The organism is uncultured Jatrophihabitans sp. (assembly GCF_964246335.1).
GTDB lineage: Bacteria > Actinomycetota > Actinomycetes > Mycobacteriales > Jatrophihabitantaceae > Jatrophihabitans.
Genome location: NZ_CAXTQF010000019.1, coordinates 26,218 through 42,334 on the forward strand (window position 1 = coordinate 26,218; position 16,117 = coordinate 42,334).

A 16,117-nucleotide genomic window follows, 5' to 3' on the forward strand; every position below is an offset into this window, starting at 1 on the left:
CGATGCCGTTTCACTGGTCCACGCTGCAGCTGACCGAGTTCCTGGTCAGCGTCAGCAGGCCGCCGGACCTGCCCGCGGCATTGCGAGTAGGCCTGGAACGGGGCATCGAGTCCTTGGACGCAGAGGTCGGGACCGTCGTGATCGGCGGCGAGGTCGCAGCCAGCATCGGGTTCGGCGCCCGCGGCGTCCCGCCGGCATTCGTCGCGGCGGCCCGCGCGGAGACGCCGAGCATCGTCATCGACAGCATGGGCGAGCTGTACCTCGCCGGTGCAGACCTGGACAAGGCAGGCGCCGCGCCCGGATCGGGCGACCGCCTCGTGATCGGCCGATTGGGCGAAGCGTGCTCGGCCGAGGAAGTGCAGATGCTGCACGCCTATGCGTTGGTGCTCGGCCTCGTCCGGCACAACCTGCGCACGTTGCACGCCGAGCGTGCGCGTCACCGGTTGGTGAACACGTTGCTGTCCATCCAGCGGGCGATCTCTGCGCGGCACCCGCTGCAGCAACTTCTCGACGCCGTCACCGAGGGCGCTTCGTTGCTGCTCAACGGGGTTTCGGTGGCCCTGCTGCTCGCCGATCCGGCCGCGCCAGGGGCGCTCATCCCGGCATCGTCCTACGGAGTCGATGATCTCGACCCCGAGATGCTCGAGGCCGTGCAATACGCGATGACCGAGTCGGAGAGCACACATGCGGCGCCGCATCGCGGCCTGATCGCGAGCCCGGTTGTGGTGGACGGTGCAGCCACGGGCTGCCTGGTCGCGCGGGTTCTCGGCACGCCGGAGGACGAGCGCGAGTACGGCGAACTACTCGCCGCGTTCGCCCAGCAGGTGAGCCTTGCGCTGACAGACGCGCGCACGATGGACGCGGTGCGCGAAGCACACCGGGACGCGGTCACCGGCCTGCCCAACCGCAAGCTGCTGCTGCAACAGCTCGAGCGCGAGCGCAAGGCTGCGCTGACCGCGAATGAGCCGCTGTGCGTGCTGTTCATCGATCTGGACCGGTTCAAGGCCGTCAACGACACGCTGGGGCACCAGGCCGGAGACGACCTGCTCGCGCTCGTTGCGGAGCGGATTCTCGCCTGCACCCGCTCCGGTGACCTCACGGCGCGCCTGGGCGGTGACGAGTTCGCGGTGGTCCTGCCCGACGCCGACGTTCCGGACGGGCGGGTGATCGCCGGACGGATAATCAACGCCCTCAACGACGATTTCGTGGTGGCCGGACGCACGGTCTCGCTCGGCGCGAGTGTGGGTGTCGCGGCGCTCAGCAGCAAACACCTCGAGGCTGCCAACCTGCTCAGTGACGCCGACGTCGCCATGTACTGCGCCAAGCGGGCCGGCCGGGGCGGGCTTGCCGTCTTCGAGGGGCAGATGCTCGACGAGGTCGAGAACGAGCTGTCCCTGCGTACCGATCTGACGCATGCGCTGCCCGCTGGGCAGCTCTCGCTCGCATACCAGCCGATCATCGACTTGGCGAGCGGCGAACTGCGCAGCGCCGAGGCGCTCCTGCGCTGGGTGCATCCGCTGCGCGGCGCCATCTCACCCGGCCAATTCATCCCTATCGCCGAGCAGACCGACCTGATCTGCACCCTGGGCGACTGGGCGATGCGGACAGCGGCTGCGCAGACCACCGAATGGCGATCCGCAGATCCGGCGCTGAGCATGGCGGTCAACGTCGCCGTGCGCCAGGTCGTCGATCCGGTCCTGCCGGACCGAATCCGCGAGGTGCTCGACTGCACGGGTCTGCCGGCCGATGCGTTGACGCTGGAGATCACCGAGTCCAGCGTGCTCGGTGATCGCGACATCGCTGCGCAACGCCTCACCGCGCTCAGAGATCTCGGCGTACACATCGCCGTCGACGACTTCGGCACCGGATATTCCTCGTTGTCCTATCTACGTCACCTGCCGGTCGACATCGTCAAGATCGACCGCAGTTTCGTGAGCGGGTTGGGACCGGACGCGCACGAGGACATCGCCGTCGTCGAGAGCCTGTTGACGTTGTGTCACCGGTTGAAGATGCGCACGATCGCCGAAGGCATCGAGAACCTGACCCAGCTGTCGGTGCTCCAGCAAATGGGCTGCGGACTGGGGCAGGGCTACCTCTTCGCGCGGCCCGTCCCGGCGGCCGAGTGGCCGGAGGTCGCGCGGCGGATCGCCGCCGGCACCTGGAGTCGCGTCCCGGCGGCCTGAGCCGGCGGATCCCGTTGCTCGCAGCCCGCTGTCGCGGGGTCGATCGCCTCGTGGCGTGCTCGAAACGTCGCATACCGGGCAAGCTCGCGGTGTGACCACATCAGCACCCGGGACGGCGTTGCTCGTCGTCGACGTGCAGAACGACTTCTGCGAGGGCGGCTCGCTCGCCGTCGACGGCGGCGGTGATGTCGCCGGGCGCATCACCGACCACCTGCGCCGGCACCGCGACCGGTACGACGTGGTCGTTGCCAGCCTGGACGACCATGTGCCGCGCAGCAGCAACGGCGGGCACATCGTCGACGCCGGCGAGCAGCCCAACTTCGCCGACACCTGGCCGGCGCACTGCATCGAGGGCACAGCGGGCGCGGACACGCATCCTGCGCTCGACACGCAGCTCGTCGATCTGTTCGTGCGCAAGGGGCACGGCGTGCCCGCGTATTCGGCGTTCGAGGGCCACGACGACCGGCACCGGGCGCTGGCCACGGTGCTGCGCGAGCGCGCGGTGCAGCGTGTGGAGGTCGTCGGCCTGGCCACCGATCACTGCGTGCGCGCTACCGCGCTCGGCGCGCGGGAGAACGGCTTCGCCACTACGGTGCTGCTCGACCTGACCGCCGCTGTCGACCCGACCGGCGTCGAGGACGTCTACGACGAGTTGCGCGCGGCCGGCTGCGAGCTGCGCTGACACCGGATCTTGATGTGTACGCCTGGCGATGACTCCACGTAGCATCAAGATCGCGAAGAGCGCCCCAACGCCTCGCCGCGGCTCGCTAGGTCCGGCGCCCGCGCTCGACGTCCGCTCCGTTGGAGGCCGCGCTCATCGCGTTCAGCCGCACGTCGACCAGCACCTCGAGCCGCGGGCCGCGAGATCGGCGACGAACTCACCGATCTCGCGGCCCGCGTAGCCGACCGAGAGCACGGCCGAGCGCGAGATCAGGCGTTCTTGATGGCGGAGATCTCGAACTCGAGCGTCACCTTGTCACTGACCAGCACGCCGCCTGTCTCGAGCGCCGCGTTGAACGCGATGTTGTACTCGCTGCGCACGACCGGCAGAGAGCCTTCGAAGCCGATGCGGTCGTTGCCGAACGGATCCTTCGCCGAGCCCTGGAACTCCAGCGGAATGGTGACGGACTTGGTGACGTCCTTGATGGTGAGGTCGCCGGTGACCTGGAAGTCGTTGCCACCGTCGTGCTCGATCGACGTCGAGCGGAACGTAATGGTCGGGTAGGTCTCGACGTCGAAGAAGTCGTTGGTGCGCAGGTGCCCGTCGCGCTGCTCGTTGCGGGTGTCCACGCTCTTCACCTGCAAGGTGATGTTGACGTCGGACTTGCTCGGGTCGTCGCCGTCGATGTGTGTGGTGCCCTCGAACTCGTTGAAGCCACCGCGCACCTTCGTCACCATGGCGTGCCGCGCGACGAAGCCGAACCGGCTGTGCGCGGGGTCGATCGTGTAGGTGCCGGTGAGCTCGCGGAAGTCGGTCTGCGTGCTGGTCATAGATGCCTCCTGGTTTTGGTTGACGTCTCAACCGAACTTAGCACGATTGGGTGATGTGTCAACTAGCTCTTGTATAGTGCATTTATGAGCCCATCGCGAAGCGCCGAACCGCGATGGCTCGACGACCACGAACAGGCGGCGTGGCGGGCGTACCTCGACATGCAGGGGCGCCTGATGACGCAGCTGACGCGTGACATGCAGGAGCAGGGCGGGCTGAGCCTGCCGGATTTCACCGTGTTGGTCCAGCTCAGCGAGCACCCCGGCGGCCGGATGCGCATCCTCGAACTCGCCCGTGCCCTGCAATGGGAGAAGAGCCGGCTCTCGCACCAGCTCACCCGGATGGAGCGCCGCGGCCTGCTCGAACGCTCCGGTTGCGGCACCGACCGGCGGGGTGCGTTCATCGTGCTGACCGCCGAAGGACGCACAGCAGTCGAGCGCGCGGCGCCCGCGCACGTCGAGTCGGTGCGGCGGTACCTGTTCGACGGACTCTCGCCCGAATTGGTCGACAGCTGGGCGGCGGTGTCGCGACACGTCGTGGACCGGCTGCGTGAGATCACCGAGTTCGTCCCGGATTGTGCTGAGAATATGGCTGCGCAGGCCCCGGAAGGGTCTTGCGGATGAGTTTGCGGCCGATAGTGCTCGGTACAGTCGTGCAGCCCTGATTCACGCTTCTTTTTGCAGGAGGTGACGTGACCGCAGTCGAGGTCGCCGCCTCCTCTGTGCGGATGGCCGACACCCCGATCCTGCTCGTCGAGGACGATCACGGCGATGCCGTGCTCGTGCAGGCGTGCCTGGCCGAGGCAGGCGTCGCCGATGCGGCGATCACCTGGGCACGCACGCTGGCCGACGCGCGCGTCGCGTTGTCGGGTGCGCCCGCGTGCGTGTTGCTCGACCTCGGCCTGCCCGACGCCGTCGGGTTCAGCGGCGTCGAGGCCATGGTCGCCGCAGCGCCCACGACCGCCGTCATCGTCCTCACCGGGCGGCAGGAGCGCGACGGCCTGGGCGCACTCAGTGCCGGCGCGCAGGACTACCTCGTCAAGGACGCGATCACCGGCGAGCTGCTCGAGCGCTCCATCCGCTACGCCATCGAGCGCAAGCGTGCGCAGGAGGCACAACAGCAACTGCGCGAGTACGCGCTGACCGCCGGCGAGCAAGCACGTCTGGAGCGTGGCCTGTTGCCGGTGCCGTTGCTGCGCACCGACGCGGTCGCGTGCACGACCTTCTACCGCCCCGGCAACAACGCGGTTCTGGGCGGTGACTTCTACGACGTCATCGAGGGTGCCGGCGGGCGGGTGCGCGCCGTCATCGGTGACGTCATGGGGCACGGGCCGGACGAGGCCGCGATCGGCGTGCACCTGCGCGTCGCCTGGCGCACGCTCGTGCTCGCCGGCACGCCCGACGAACAACTGCTGCCGAACCTGGCGCTGCTGCTCGAGGCCGAGAGCGACAAAGCCGCGCGCTTCGTGACCGTCTGCAGCGTCACGATCGGCAGCGACGGCATGACCGTGCGCACCGCGGGCCATCCGGCGCCGCTGCTCAACGCTCACGGGCGAACCGACTACCTCGAGGTGCGCGTCGGGCAACCGCTCGGTCTGACCCGTACCCCGGACAGCTCGTTCTGGCCGGCGACCACCGTGCCGGTCGACTCCGGCACCACCGTTGTGCTCTACAGCGACGGATTGCTCGACGCGCACTTCGACGCTGCTGGCGACGGCATCGGCGTGCCAGGCCTGGTGGCGGCCGTCGATCGCCACCTGGCGAGCGGAGCGCCCGCCGAGGCCTGGTTACCCGACCTGGTCGGACTGGCCCCGCGCAACTCGGTCGACGACAAGGCCGTGGTCGTGCTCACCGTCGGCGCGCAACGTTGATGCAGTTCTGGTCGGGTGGCAGCGATGCCGCTGCTGTGGGTGCGCAGCGGCGCTGGCTCCTGCGTCGGCGGTTGGGGACGGCGTTCGCCGCGGTCGGCGCCCTGCTGGCCGTCTTCGTGGCAATCGTCGTGTTCGCCGGCGCGCGGTTCGTGCGCACCGGCAACGACGTCATCAATCGATGGCAGCCGGCCGAGGCCGGCAGTAACCAGATCCTGGCGGACCTGGTGAACCAGCAGACAGGTGTGCGTGGCTACGAGATCACCCGCCAACAGCGGTCGCTGCAGCCTTACACGACCTATCGGGCGCAGGAGCGCGTCGACGTCGCCCGGCTGCACCGGCTGGTCGCGAACGACCGAGGGCTCACCAAGTCGCTGGACGCCCTAGAAGCCGCGGCCGCGGTCTGGCGGACCAAGTTCGCCGAGCCGGTGATCGCCAGCGGCGGGGTGAACCGCAGCGCCGGGGCGAGTCCCACCAGCAAGCGGTACTTCGACCGGATCCGCGCGCGCTCGGCGACCTTGACGACTCAGCTGAGCGCCCGCGCCTCGGCGGCCCGCGCGGCGCGCACCGTCGACGGGTGGTGGACCGTCGTGTTCGCCGCGCTGGCCGCTTTGATGGTCGTGTTGTCCGGCCTGGTGCTGTGGCGCGGACTGAACCGGTGGGTGCTCGCACCCGTCGAACGACTTGCTGCTCAGACCCGCAATCTCGCGTCGGGCTCAACCCAGCGCGAGATCGTTCCCGACGGTCCCGGTGAGCTGACCGAACTCGGCAGGGACGTCGAGGCCATGCGGCTGCAGATCGCGACCCAGCTGCAAGACGCCGAACGCAACCAGGAGGAGCTGCGCGCCCGGAGCGAAGAGCTGACGCGCTCCAACGACGACCTGCAGCAGTTCGCGTACGTCGCGTCGCACGACCTCTCCGAACCTCTGCGCAAGGTCGCCAACTTCTGCCAGCTGCTCGAACGTCAGTACGGGGCCGAGCTCGACGACCGGGCGCGGCAGTACATCGACTTCGCCGTCGACGGCGCGAAGCGCATGCAGGCGCTGATCACCGACCTGCTCTCGTTGTCGCGAGTCGGGCGTAACACCGACGAGTTCATCGAGATCGATCTCGACGCCAAGCTGGACATCGCGTTGTCCAACCTCGGGCAGCGCGTGCCGCCGGACGCGGTGATCGAACGGCCCGCGCCGCTACCGAAGGTGTGGGGCGACCGCGCGCTGTTGATCTCGCTTCTGGAGAACCTGGTCGGCAACGCGTTGAAGTACCGACGTGACGACGTCGCGCCCGTGGTGCGGGTCAGTGCCGAACTCGACGAGGCTCGGCACACGTGGACGGTCACGGTGTCGGACAACGGCATCGGCGTCGAGCCGGAGTACGCCGAAAAGATCTTCGCAGTGTTCCAGCGATTGCATCTGCGCGATCAGTACGGCGGCACCGGGATCGGTCTGGCACTGTGCCGCAAGATCGTGCAATACCACGCAGGACAGATATGGCTGGCTGACGTAGAGTCCGGCCAAGGTGCGACCTTCCGGTTCACCCTTCCGGAAGGCAAGGCGTTTGCCCAATCACGTTACTGACGCACCGCGCGGACCGCTCGGCGTGCTGCTGGTCGAGGACGACCCCGGCGATGTCGTCATCGCCGAGGAGGCCTTGAAGGTCAGCAAGCTCGAGTCGCGGTTGTCCGTCGTCCCGGACGGCATCGAGGCCCTGCGGTACCTGCGCCGGGAGAACGGCTACGCCGAGGCCGAACGACCGGACCTCATCCTGCTCGACCTCAACCTGCCGCGAAAGAGTGGGCACGATGTGCTCGCGGAGGTCAAGGCCGACCCCAGCCTGCGGCAGATCCCGGTTGTCGTGCTGACCACGTCGGGCGCCGACGAGGACGTCGCGCGCGCGTACGACTCGTATGCCAACGTCTTCGTCACCAAGCCGGTCGACTTCGACCACTTCACCAAGGTGATCAAGCAGATCGACGACTTCTTCCTGACCGTCGCGCAGCTGCCGCGTCGCGAGGAGTAACCGCGACATTTGCACCCGTCCGCACCACCTGTTACCGGTTCGTTAGAACGCCAAATGCGCAGGGAATGGTGGGGCCATGACAGCGCGCATCGGGTCGACGTCGATGGACGGCACCCCCATCTCGGACACTGACCGGGCCCGCATCGAGGCGGAGGATCAGCTGCACTTCGAGCAGCGGCGATCCGCGGTCCGGGTCATTGCCGCTGCGTCGAAGGACGCCGACGACTGCCGCACGCTGCTGTCGATGCTCGGTCTTGCGGACGACGTCGTCGCCGCGGCACGTACGCACCGTTCGTCTTCGAGCGCAGCGCCGAGCACCGCCAAGCGATCGCGCAAGCGCAGCGTCGCTGCCTGACCCTCGCACCGCGCGCCGCCCCCGCGGCGCTGTTTCGGCGCACTAGTGTGTCGATCCACCGCCGAAGGGTCTCCCACCTGATGCACCACCCGTTTCGTCACGAGGCTGTGCCGTATGCCGGCACGGGACAGTTCGTGGCATTGGCGGTCACCATGCTCCGCGACGCTCTTGATCGCGACGAACGCCCGCTCCTGCTTGCCGAACCCGCACGGCTCGGCGACGTCCGCGACGCGCTGGGACCGGACGCGGACGGCGTTGCACTCGTGTCGACCGACGAACACGGCCGCAACCCGAGCCGGCTGCTCACGATGATGCACAGCTTCATGCTTGCCGGTGACGGCCGTCGGACCCTCGCGCTGTCCGAGCCGACGCAACCTTCGCAGGGCAGCGCAACGCGTGCCGAAGCTGTGCTCGCGGAGAACGTCCTCAACGCGTCGCCGTTGCACGGCTGGGCGATGTCGGTCGTGTGCATGTACGACACCGAGTCGTTGGACGACGACGCCATCACCGAGATGCACCGCAGCCATCCCGTCCTGCGCGGTGAGCCGGTCGACAATGACGAGTACGAGCCGTACCGCCTGCAGAAGCTCTACGGCTCGCAGCTGCCGCCGGCACCGGACGCGGCGACCACCGTCGAGGTCGTCGGCCATCAGCTCGGCCGCATGCGTGAGGTCGTGCAGTCCGCGGCACTCGGCTGGGGCGTCGCCCCGGACCGCGTCGACGACCTCGTGCTCGCCGTCAACGAGATCGTCACCAACAGCATCCGGCACGCCGACGGGCGGGCGACGCTGCGCCTGTGGTGCGACGGGCGGTCCGCGGTGTGCGAGGTGCGCGACGGCGGCTGGCTGCCCGATCCGCTCATCGGCCGGCTCGCGCCCGACCCGGCGCGCGCCAACGGCCGCGGGCTGTGGCTCGCCCATCACCTGTGCGATCTCGTGCAGATCCGCTCGACCACGTCCGGCACCGTCGTGCGGCTGTTCGTCGACTGCTGACTTGTACGCTCGGTCAACGTGACCGCCGAGCTCGTGCGCCGGCAGGTGCGTGCCCGCGGGCACCTCATCAGCTACCAGGAGGCCGGCCCGCAAGCGGGTGAGCCGATCGTGCTGCTGCACGGACTGGCCTCGGACAGCGACACCTGGGACCGCGCCGCGGGCGCGCTCGCCGAGCGAGGGTTGCGTGTGCTGGCCATCGACCTGATCGGGCACGGGCAGTCGGACAAGCCGCGCGGCACCTATCTGCTCGACGACTTCGCGGTGTCGCTGGCCGCATTCCTCGATGCGCTCGACGTGCCGGCCGCGACATTGTGTGGGCACTCGCTGGGCGGCGCGATCGCCGTGCACTTCGGTGCGCGGTTCCCCGACCGGGTACGGCGGCTCATTCTCGTGTCGGCCGGCGGCCTCGGGCGCGAGGTGCATCCGGTGCTACGTGCGGCGTCGTTGCCCGTCGCGCCGACGGTGCTGCGGCTGGCATTGCATCCACGGCTCGTGCGTTGGTACGCCCGGCCCGAGTTGCACCGCACACTGCGGCTGACGCCGGACAACCTCACCAACCTGCGTCGTGCCCGGCGTGCGCTCGGTGCGGACGAGGGTCGCGCGGCGTTCTTCGCGGCGTTGCGTGGCGTCATCGATCGCGGTGGTCAGCGCGGTTCGTTCATCGAAATGCGCACGCTGGCCGAACACGTACCCACGCTGCTGGTGTGGAACGAACTCGACCCGGTGATCCCGGTGTCCCACGCACACGCCGCGCACGAGCACCTGCCGGGTAGCCGGCTCGTGGTGTTCCCCGGTGCCGGGCACGAGCCGCACCGCCGTGACGCGCAGCGCTTCGCCGCCGAGGTCGCCACGTTCGTTGCCTCGACCTGAGGCGGACGACGCCCGCCCGCAGCCGGGCAGACATACCGTCCTTGGCGGCTTGGCGGAGGATATGGGATTTGAACCCATGAGGGGTTTCCCCCAACCCGCGTTCCAGGCGAGCGCCATAGGCCACTAGGCGAATCCTCCGTCGGACAGGATACGGCCCGCCGCGCGGCAACGAGAACTGCCCGTAGACTCGACGGCCGACCCCCCGTGCGGCGCTCACCCTGTGAACCTCCCCAGGGCCGGAAGGCAGCAAGGATAAGCAGGCTCTGGCGGGTGTGCGGGGGGTCCTCGCATGCCCACACCGAGCCGGTGCCTCGTCGCCCGTTCGTGATCAACCCTCACTGCGCATCGCTCTGGCAGGGCGGAGCGAGGATTCATCACCTGACTCGCGGCCGGGCGGCCAGCCAGCGGGCGGTCGTTGCGACGAAGGCGTCAGGCTCGCGCGTGACGTAGCGCGGAGTGCGATGGATGACGCTCATCCCCAGCGTCTCCAGGATCATGTGCCGCTCGGCGGTGTGATCCGCATCGCCGGTCAACGCATGATGAGTGTCGCTGTCGATCTCCAGGACGGCGCGCAGAGCGCGCCACAGGAAGTCGACGACGAAGAAGCTGCCGCCCGGCAGATCGATGCGTGCGTTCTGCTCGAAGACCGGCAGTCCGGCACGCCGCATGAGCAGCGCGGCGCGAGCTTCCGGGCCAGACCACGCCCCGCCGCCCACTTCGTCGATCGCCTGCCGCAGGGGCGCTTCCGCGTCGGGGCCCTGCGCGGTACCGCAGCGCCAGTTCGTCGATGGTGCAGACCCGACGGCGAACGGACTCGGCAACCAGTGTGCGAACGTCGTCCAGGTCGGTGAGGTCGAGCGCAAGGTCGGCGACCGCACGCTCGAGCGGCGCACGTCGCGGGCCGGGTAGGAGTGCCCGGCGCGGCAGCTGCGCGCACCGTCGAACGCGCACCCCGGGGCGCGAGCGGGCGGTGACGGCCCTGGGCACGAGGACAAGGATGTCGGCAGGCTGCTGCACGCAGCGCAGATGCTGATCGGTCAGTGCGGCCGCGCCGGACAGAAGAGCTGTGGGGCCGGCAAAGGCCAACACCGCGCGTAGTCGGTCGGCATAGGTGAGGGTGTCCGAGGTCAGGTACGTACGCGGCAACACGCGTCGCCACCGGCCAGTGCGGACGGCGTGCTCGATCGCCGCGCGGGTATAGCCGCGCGCCAGCGCTTCGTCCAGCGAGAGCACGCGTGGCAGCGCCGTCGGATCCAACAGCGGGACGATGTCGTCGAGGCGGCCGAGGTCCATCGGCGCAGCGTCGCAGCATGCCCACGCAAGTGTCGGTCGCACCTGCTCGGCTGTGGATGGGCGCGCCGGGCTGTGGACGAGCTCACCGTCCAACATCGATCCGCACTGCACCTCGCTGGGGCGTGGCTCAGTGCGGATTCATCGAGCGGGGATGGCCGGGGACAGCTAGCAGGGTGTCGGCGGCGGTGACTAGATTCGACGCGGTGACGAGCGGTGGGCAGGCGCATCCGGGCAACCTTGCGCTGTACCGCAAGTACCGGTCCGCGACGTTCGCCGAGGTCATCGGGCAGGACCACGTCACCGAGCCGCTGCGTCAGGCGCTCGCCGCGAAGCGCATCAACCACGCCTACCTGTTCAGCGGCCCGCGCGGGTGCGGCAAGACATCCAGTGCGCGCATCCTGGCGCGCAGCCTGAATTGCGTGCAGGGCCCGACGCCCGAGCCGTGCGGCGTCTGCGACTCGTGCAAGGAACTCGCGCCCAACGGCCCGGGCAGCATCGACGTCATCGAGATCGACGCCGCCTCTCACGGCGGTGTCGACGACGCTCGCGATCTGCGTGAGCGCGCGTTCTTCGCCCCCGTGCGCGACCGCTACAAGGTCTACATCATCGACGAGGCGCACATGGTCACGACGCAGGGCTTCAACGCCCTGCTCAAACTTGTCGAGGAACCGCCGGACTTCCTCGTCTTCATCTTCGCCACCACCGAACCGGACAAGGTGCTGACGACGATCCGCTCGCGCACGCACCACTACCCCTTCCGGCTGATCCCGCCGGCAGCGATGCGCGCCAACCTCGAGGCGATCTGCGCCGCGGAACAGATCACCGTGGAACCCGCGGTGCTGCCGCTCGTCGTGCGCGCGGGCGGCGGCTCGGCGCGTGACTCGCAGTCGATCCTCGATCAACTGCTCGCCGGGGCCGGCCCGGACGGCGTCACGTACGCAAGCGCCGTTGCCCTGCTCGGCGTCACGGATGCCTCGCTGCTCGACGACATGGTCGACGCGCTGGCCGCGGGCGACGCGGCGGCGGTGTACGGCACGGTCGACCGCGTCGCCGAGGCCGGTCACGACCCGCGCCGGTTCTCCGTCGACCTGTTGGAGCGCTTCCGCGACCTGATCCTGCTCGGCGCCGTGCCCGACGCCGTGGAGCGCGGGCTGATCGACGTCCCCGGTGACGAGGCGACGCGGATGGCCGACCAGGTGCTGCGCCTCGGTCCGGCCACGCTGACCCGCTACGCCGAGATCGTGCATCTCGCGCTGATCGAGATGCGCGGTACGACGTCGCCGCGGCTGGTGCTCGAGCTGCTGTGTGCGCGGATGATGTTGCCCGACGCGCACGCCGACGCCGCCGCGCTGCTGCAGCGCCTGGAGCGGCTCGAGCGGCGGATGAGCGCTGCCGGGCAGACCATCGAGCAACCGCTGCCGCCCGCGCAGGAAGCGCCGCCTGCACCGCGCGCGGCCGAGCCACCGATCCAGTCACCGCCCACGCCGCCCGCGTCGCCGACGCCGTCCGCGCAGGAAGCTCCGCCCGCGCAGGAGACGCCTGCGCAAGACCGGCAGGTTGTCGCCACCCCGCCGCCGAGCGACTCGCCGACTCCGCCGGACGATGCAACCGTGCAGTCGGGCACCGCGCGGGCGGCCGCCACCCAGGCCGCGCCGAGCCGGCCGGCGTCGACGCAGACCCCGCCCGCGCACGATGCACCGGCGGATCCGGCGGACCCCGCTGCCCTGGACGGCGCCGCGCTGCGCCGCCTGTGGCCGGAGACGCTCGAGGTCGTCAAGCAGACGAGCCGGCGCACCCGGGCGCTGCTGGACAACGCGCAGATCACCGACGTCGACGGGTCGACGGTGCACCTCAGCGCGCCGGGCGCGCAGGCCAAGATGAGCGCTGAGGACAGCAACACCGGCGCGCTGCGGGCCGCGCTGACGCAGGTCGTCGGCGGCGAGTGGAGCGTCGTCGTCGACGGCGCCGCAGCGCCGCCGGGCGCACCGGCGCGCAGCGGCGCCCCGAGCGCACCCGCACCCCCCGCGGCGCGCGAACCGGAACCCGACCCGCGCGACGACGGCGACTTCGAACCGTCCGCCGACGCCGCTGCGGCGCAGCGGGCTGACCCGGAGGCCGAGGCGATCAAGCTGCTCACCAGCGAACTCGGCGCACGTCCGCTCGACGGCTGAACCCGCCGCACAACCGACCGGCTGACCCCGCCGAGCGGCAACATCAGCGCAGGCCATGGACAACGAGCCCGCAGTGGGTCAAGGTGTGCGACGACGCCCGCACACTTCGCGCGGCTCGCTGTCAACCTAGGAGTTCGTGTGAAAACGTTGGCCGCACTCGCCGCCGTGGCTGCGCTGTCGTTGGGCATGGTCGGCACGGCAGACGCGGGCGCCGCGCCGTCGGCATCCCGATCGACACAGCACGTCGCCCGGGACTCCGCGCGTGCCGGTTACACACCGCCGGCGTTGCACTGGCACTCCTGCTCGGACGCTCGGCTGCAGGCCGCCAACGCGCAGTGCGCCATGCTCACCGTCCCGATGGACTACGCGCACCCGTCCGGCACGAAAATCAAGATCGCGTTGTCACGGGTGAAGCACACCGCGAGCCACTACCAGGGCGTCATGCTCGTCAACCCGGGCGGTCCGGGCGGCTCGGGTCTTGGCCTGTCGACATTGGGTAGCGCGGTCCCGAACCACGCCGGCGACGCGTACGACTGGATCGGCTTCGATCCGCGCGGGGTCGGCGCCAGCCAGCCGTCGCTGTCGTGCAACCGCACCTTCTTCCACGGCGACCGGCCGCCGTACAAGCCGACCAGCAAGAAGATCCTGCGTGCCTGGGTCACCCGTTCCAAGCGCTACGCCGCCGACTGCGCGAAGATCAAGCACAGTGCACTGTTCCGGCACGTGAAGACGACGGACAACGTGGCGGACATGGAAAGCATCCGCAAGGCGCTCGGCCAGTCGCAGATCAACTACTACGGCTTCTCCTACGGCACGTACCTCGGCCAGGTGTATGCCACCTTGCACCCACACCAGGTGCGCCGCATGGTGCTGGACAGCAACGTCGACCCGCGCCAGGTCTTCTACAAGAGCAACCTCGCGCAGGACGTCGCCTTCCAGAAGACGTTCAACATCTACTTCGACTGGATCGCGAAGTACCACACCGTGTTCCACCTGGGGAACACGCACCGGGCCGTGCGTGCGCGCTACCTCGCCACCGTGGCCGCGCTCAACCGGCACGCGGCGCGCGGTTTCCTCGGCGGCGATGAGTTCACCGACGTCGTGCTCGACGCGGGTTACTACGTGTACGACTGGGTGGACATCGCCGACGCGTGGGCGAAGTTGGTGCACAAGCACAACGCCGGGCCGCTCATCGCGATGTACAAGGACGCCAACCCGACCACCAAGGGCGGCGACAACGGATACGCGATCTACCTGGGCACGCAATGCACCGACGCCGCGTGGCCGCGTAGCCAGAAGAAGCTCGACCGCGACAGCCGGCGGCTCAACCGCAAGTACGACTACGAGACGTGGGACAACGCCTGGTTCAACGGCCCGTGCGCGTACTGGAAGTTCCCGCACAGCAGGCCGGTGCACGTCGCGGACCGCGGGGTGAGCGGGCACATCCTGCTCATCGACGAGACCTACGACCCGGCCACGCCCTACGAGGGCAGCCTGTACATCCGCCGCGTCTTCCCGAACTCGTCGCTGATCGAGGGCAAGAACGGCACCACGCACGCGGGCTCGCTGTCCGGCGTCAGCTGCACCGACAACAGCATCGCGCGCTACCTGTCCAACGGCACGGTCCCGAGGCGGCTGCCGGGCAACCGGTCGGACAAGGTCTGCCCGCCGGTGCCGAAGCCCGATCCCACGGTCTCGGACAACTCCCTGCAGGCCCGCTCCGCCGGCACGCCGGTGACGCAGGCGATCCGTGCGGCGGTGCTCGGGCGCAGCTGACCGGCGCACCGGCTCGCAGACCCGGCGGCCCGGCCACGCAGCAGCGCGTGGCCGGGCCGTGCTCTGACTTGCGACGGTTACCCTGAACCGAGCCGCGGGACGGCGGGACGCACGGCGGACGACGGGAAGCAACGCACCATGGCACAACAGCGCGGCGGACAGTTCGGGGGCGCGGGCGGGCAGCCGAACATGCAGCAGATGCTGAAGCAGGCGCAGAAGATGCAGCAGCAGATGGCTGACGCGCAGGCCGAACTCGCGGCAGCGCAGGTCACCGGCACCGCCGGCGGCGGCCTCGTCAGCGCCACGCTCACCGGCAGCGGTGAACTCGTCGCGCTGGAGATCGACCCGAAGGCCGTCGACCCGGACGACGTCGAGACGCTGCAGGATCTCGTCGTCGCTGCGGTACGTGACGCCCACCGCGCGGCCGGCGAACTCACCGAGCAGAAGATGGGCCCGGTGACCGGTGGCCTCGGCGGTCTCGGGCTGCCGGGTCTGTAACCACCGATGTACGAGGGCGCCGTCCAGGATCTGATCGACGAGCTCGGCCGCCTGCCCGGTGTCGGCCCGAAGAGCGCGCAACGCATCGCCTTCCACCTGCTGGCCACCGAACCGGCTGACGTCGAGCGGCTCTCGAGCACGCTGCTGCGCGTCAAGAACGAGGTCAAGTTCTGCTCGGTCTGCGGCAACGTCGCCCAGGCCGACGTCTGCCGCATCTGCAGCGACCCGCGACGTGACCCGGCGATCATCTGCGTCGTCGAGGAGCCCAAGGACGTCGTCGCGATCGAGCGCACCCGCGAGTTCCGCGGCCGCTATCACGTGCTCGGCGGCGCGATCAGCCCGATCGACGGCATCGGCCCGGACGACCTGCGCATCCGCGAACTCCTGCTGCGGCTGCGCGACGACGCGGTCACCGAGCTGATCCTCGCCACCGACCCGAATCTCGAGGGCGAGGCCACGGCAACCTATCTCGCGCGGCTGCTGAACCAGATGGGCCTCACCGTGACCCGGCTGGCGAGCGGGCTACCCGTCGGGGGTGACCTGGAGTACGCGGACGAAGTCACGCTGGGCCGTGCCTTCTCCGGCCGCCGCCGCGTGGAGTAGC

At 69.6% G+C, this 16,117-nt stretch carries 15 protein-coding genes, 1 tRNA gene and 1 other RNA gene; 14 read left to right on the forward strand and 3 right to left on the reverse strand.

Annotated elements, in window-relative coordinates; translation table 11 throughout:
* Positions 1-2 precede the first annotated feature (2 nt).
* Both ACFFCN_RS07895 and ACFFCN_RS07900 read left to right on the forward strand, forming a co-directional pair.
* Entirely contained in the window at positions 3-2,183 is a 2,181-nt protein-coding gene (locus ACFFCN_RS07895) for a putative bifunctional diguanylate cyclase/phosphodiesterase (protein WP_375490597.1), read from the forward strand.
* Positions 2,184-2,274: 91 nt separating this feature from the next.
* The gene (locus ACFFCN_RS07900) at positions 2,275-2,865 is read left to right on the forward strand and encodes an isochorismatase family protein (RefSeq protein ID WP_375490598.1); all 591 of its coding nucleotides are present in this window, start codon (positions 2,275-2,277) and stop codon (positions 2,863-2,865) included.
* A 248-nt stretch (positions 2,866-3,113) separates the two neighbouring features.
* Here the strand turns inward: ACFFCN_RS07900 and ACFFCN_RS07905 are convergent, their stop codons facing one another.
* A complete protein-coding gene (locus ACFFCN_RS07905; RefSeq protein ID WP_375490599.1) occupies positions 3,114-3,674 on the reverse strand; it encodes a YceI family protein in 561 nt (186 codons plus the stop codon).
* An 84-nt stretch (positions 3,675-3,758) separates the two neighbouring features.
* On the opposite strand from ACFFCN_RS07905, the gene ACFFCN_RS07910 reads away from it, so the two are divergent.
* The 7 genes from ACFFCN_RS07910 (at position 3,759) to ACFFCN_RS07940 (ending at position 9,775) form a co-directional block, all read left to right on the forward strand.
* Positions 3,759-4,295, forward strand: a complete 537-nt coding sequence (locus ACFFCN_RS07910) for a MarR family winged helix-turn-helix transcriptional regulator (RefSeq protein WP_375490600.1) — start codon at positions 3,759-3,761, stop codon at positions 4,293-4,295.
* Between the two features lie 68 nt (positions 4,296-4,363).
* Positions 4,364-5,542, forward strand: coding sequence for a PP2C family protein-serine/threonine phosphatase (locus ACFFCN_RS07915; protein WP_375490601.1), 1,179 nt, complete (start codon positions 4,364-4,366; stop codon positions 5,540-5,542).
* Positions 5,542-7,116, forward strand: a complete 1,575-nt coding sequence (locus tag ACFFCN_RS07920; RefSeq protein WP_375490602.1) for an ATP-binding protein — start codon at positions 5,542-5,544, stop codon at positions 7,114-7,116. Before ACFFCN_RS07915 ends, ACFFCN_RS07920 begins: the two co-directional genes overlap by 1 nt.
* 22 nt (positions 7,117-7,138) lie before the next feature.
* Complete coding sequence (locus ACFFCN_RS07925; protein ID WP_375490603.1) at positions 7,139-7,558, forward strand: response regulator; 420 nt, start codon at positions 7,139-7,141, stop codon at positions 7,556-7,558.
* 76 nt (positions 7,559-7,634) lie between these two features.
* The gene (locus ACFFCN_RS07930; protein ID WP_375490604.1) at positions 7,635-7,913 is read left to right on the forward strand and encodes a hypothetical protein; all 279 of its coding nucleotides are present in this window, start codon (positions 7,635-7,637) and stop codon (positions 7,911-7,913) included.
* An 80-nt stretch (positions 7,914-7,993) separates the two neighbouring features.
* The gene (locus ACFFCN_RS07935; RefSeq protein ID WP_375490605.1) at positions 7,994-8,905 is read left to right on the forward strand and encodes an anti-sigma factor RsbA family regulatory protein; all 912 of its coding nucleotides are present in this window, start codon (positions 7,994-7,996) and stop codon (positions 8,903-8,905) included.
* Between the two features lie 18 nt (positions 8,906-8,923).
* Positions 8,924-9,775 carry an alpha/beta fold hydrolase gene (locus tag ACFFCN_RS07940; protein ID WP_375490606.1) on the forward strand — a complete coding sequence of 284 codons (852 nt, stop codon included), beginning with the start codon at positions 8,924-8,926 and terminating at the stop codon, positions 9,773-9,775.
* A 50-nt stretch (positions 9,776-9,825) separates the two neighbouring features.
* On the opposite strand, the gene ACFFCN_RS07945 is transcribed toward ACFFCN_RS07940, so the two are convergent.
* Positions 9,826-9,913 (reverse strand) — tRNA-Ser (locus ACFFCN_RS07945).
* 55 nt (positions 9,914-9,968) lie between these two features.
* Between ACFFCN_RS07945 and ffs the strand changes: the two genes are divergently transcribed.
* An RNA gene (gene ffs, locus ACFFCN_RS07950) (signal recognition particle sRNA small type) lies at positions 9,969-10,065 on the forward strand.
* A gap of 84 nt (positions 10,066-10,149) precedes the next feature.
* On the opposite strand, the gene ACFFCN_RS07955 is transcribed toward ffs, so the two are convergent.
* A complete protein-coding gene (locus tag ACFFCN_RS07955) occupies positions 10,150-10,491 on the reverse strand; it encodes a DUF559 domain-containing protein (protein WP_375490607.1) in 342 nt (113 codons plus the stop codon).
* A gap of 762 nt (positions 10,492-11,253) precedes the next feature.
* Here ACFFCN_RS07955 and ACFFCN_RS07960 point away from each other — a divergent pair.
* From ACFFCN_RS07960 to recR, 4 genes are all read left to right on the forward strand, one after another.
* On the forward strand, positions 11,254-13,239 hold the full coding sequence (locus ACFFCN_RS07960) for a DNA polymerase III subunit gamma and tau (protein WP_375490608.1): 1,986 nt from the start codon (positions 11,254-11,256) through the stop codon (positions 13,237-13,239).
* Positions 13,240-13,377: 138 nt separating this feature from the next.
* Positions 13,378-15,015: an alpha/beta hydrolase gene (locus ACFFCN_RS07965; protein ID WP_375490609.1), complete on the forward strand. Its 1,638-nt coding sequence runs from the start codon at positions 13,378-13,380 to the stop codon at positions 15,013-15,015.
* A gap of 189 nt (positions 15,016-15,204) precedes the next feature.
* A complete protein-coding gene (locus ACFFCN_RS07970; RefSeq protein WP_375490619.1) occupies positions 15,205-15,513 on the forward strand; it encodes a YbaB/EbfC family nucleoid-associated protein in 309 nt (102 codons plus the stop codon).
* A gap of 6 nt (positions 15,514-15,519) precedes the next feature.
* Positions 15,520-16,116: a recombination mediator RecR gene (gene recR / locus ACFFCN_RS07975; RefSeq protein ID WP_375490610.1), complete on the forward strand. Its 597-nt coding sequence runs from the start codon at positions 15,520-15,522 to the stop codon at positions 16,114-16,116.
* The last annotated feature ends 1 nt before the right edge of the window (position 16,117 follow it).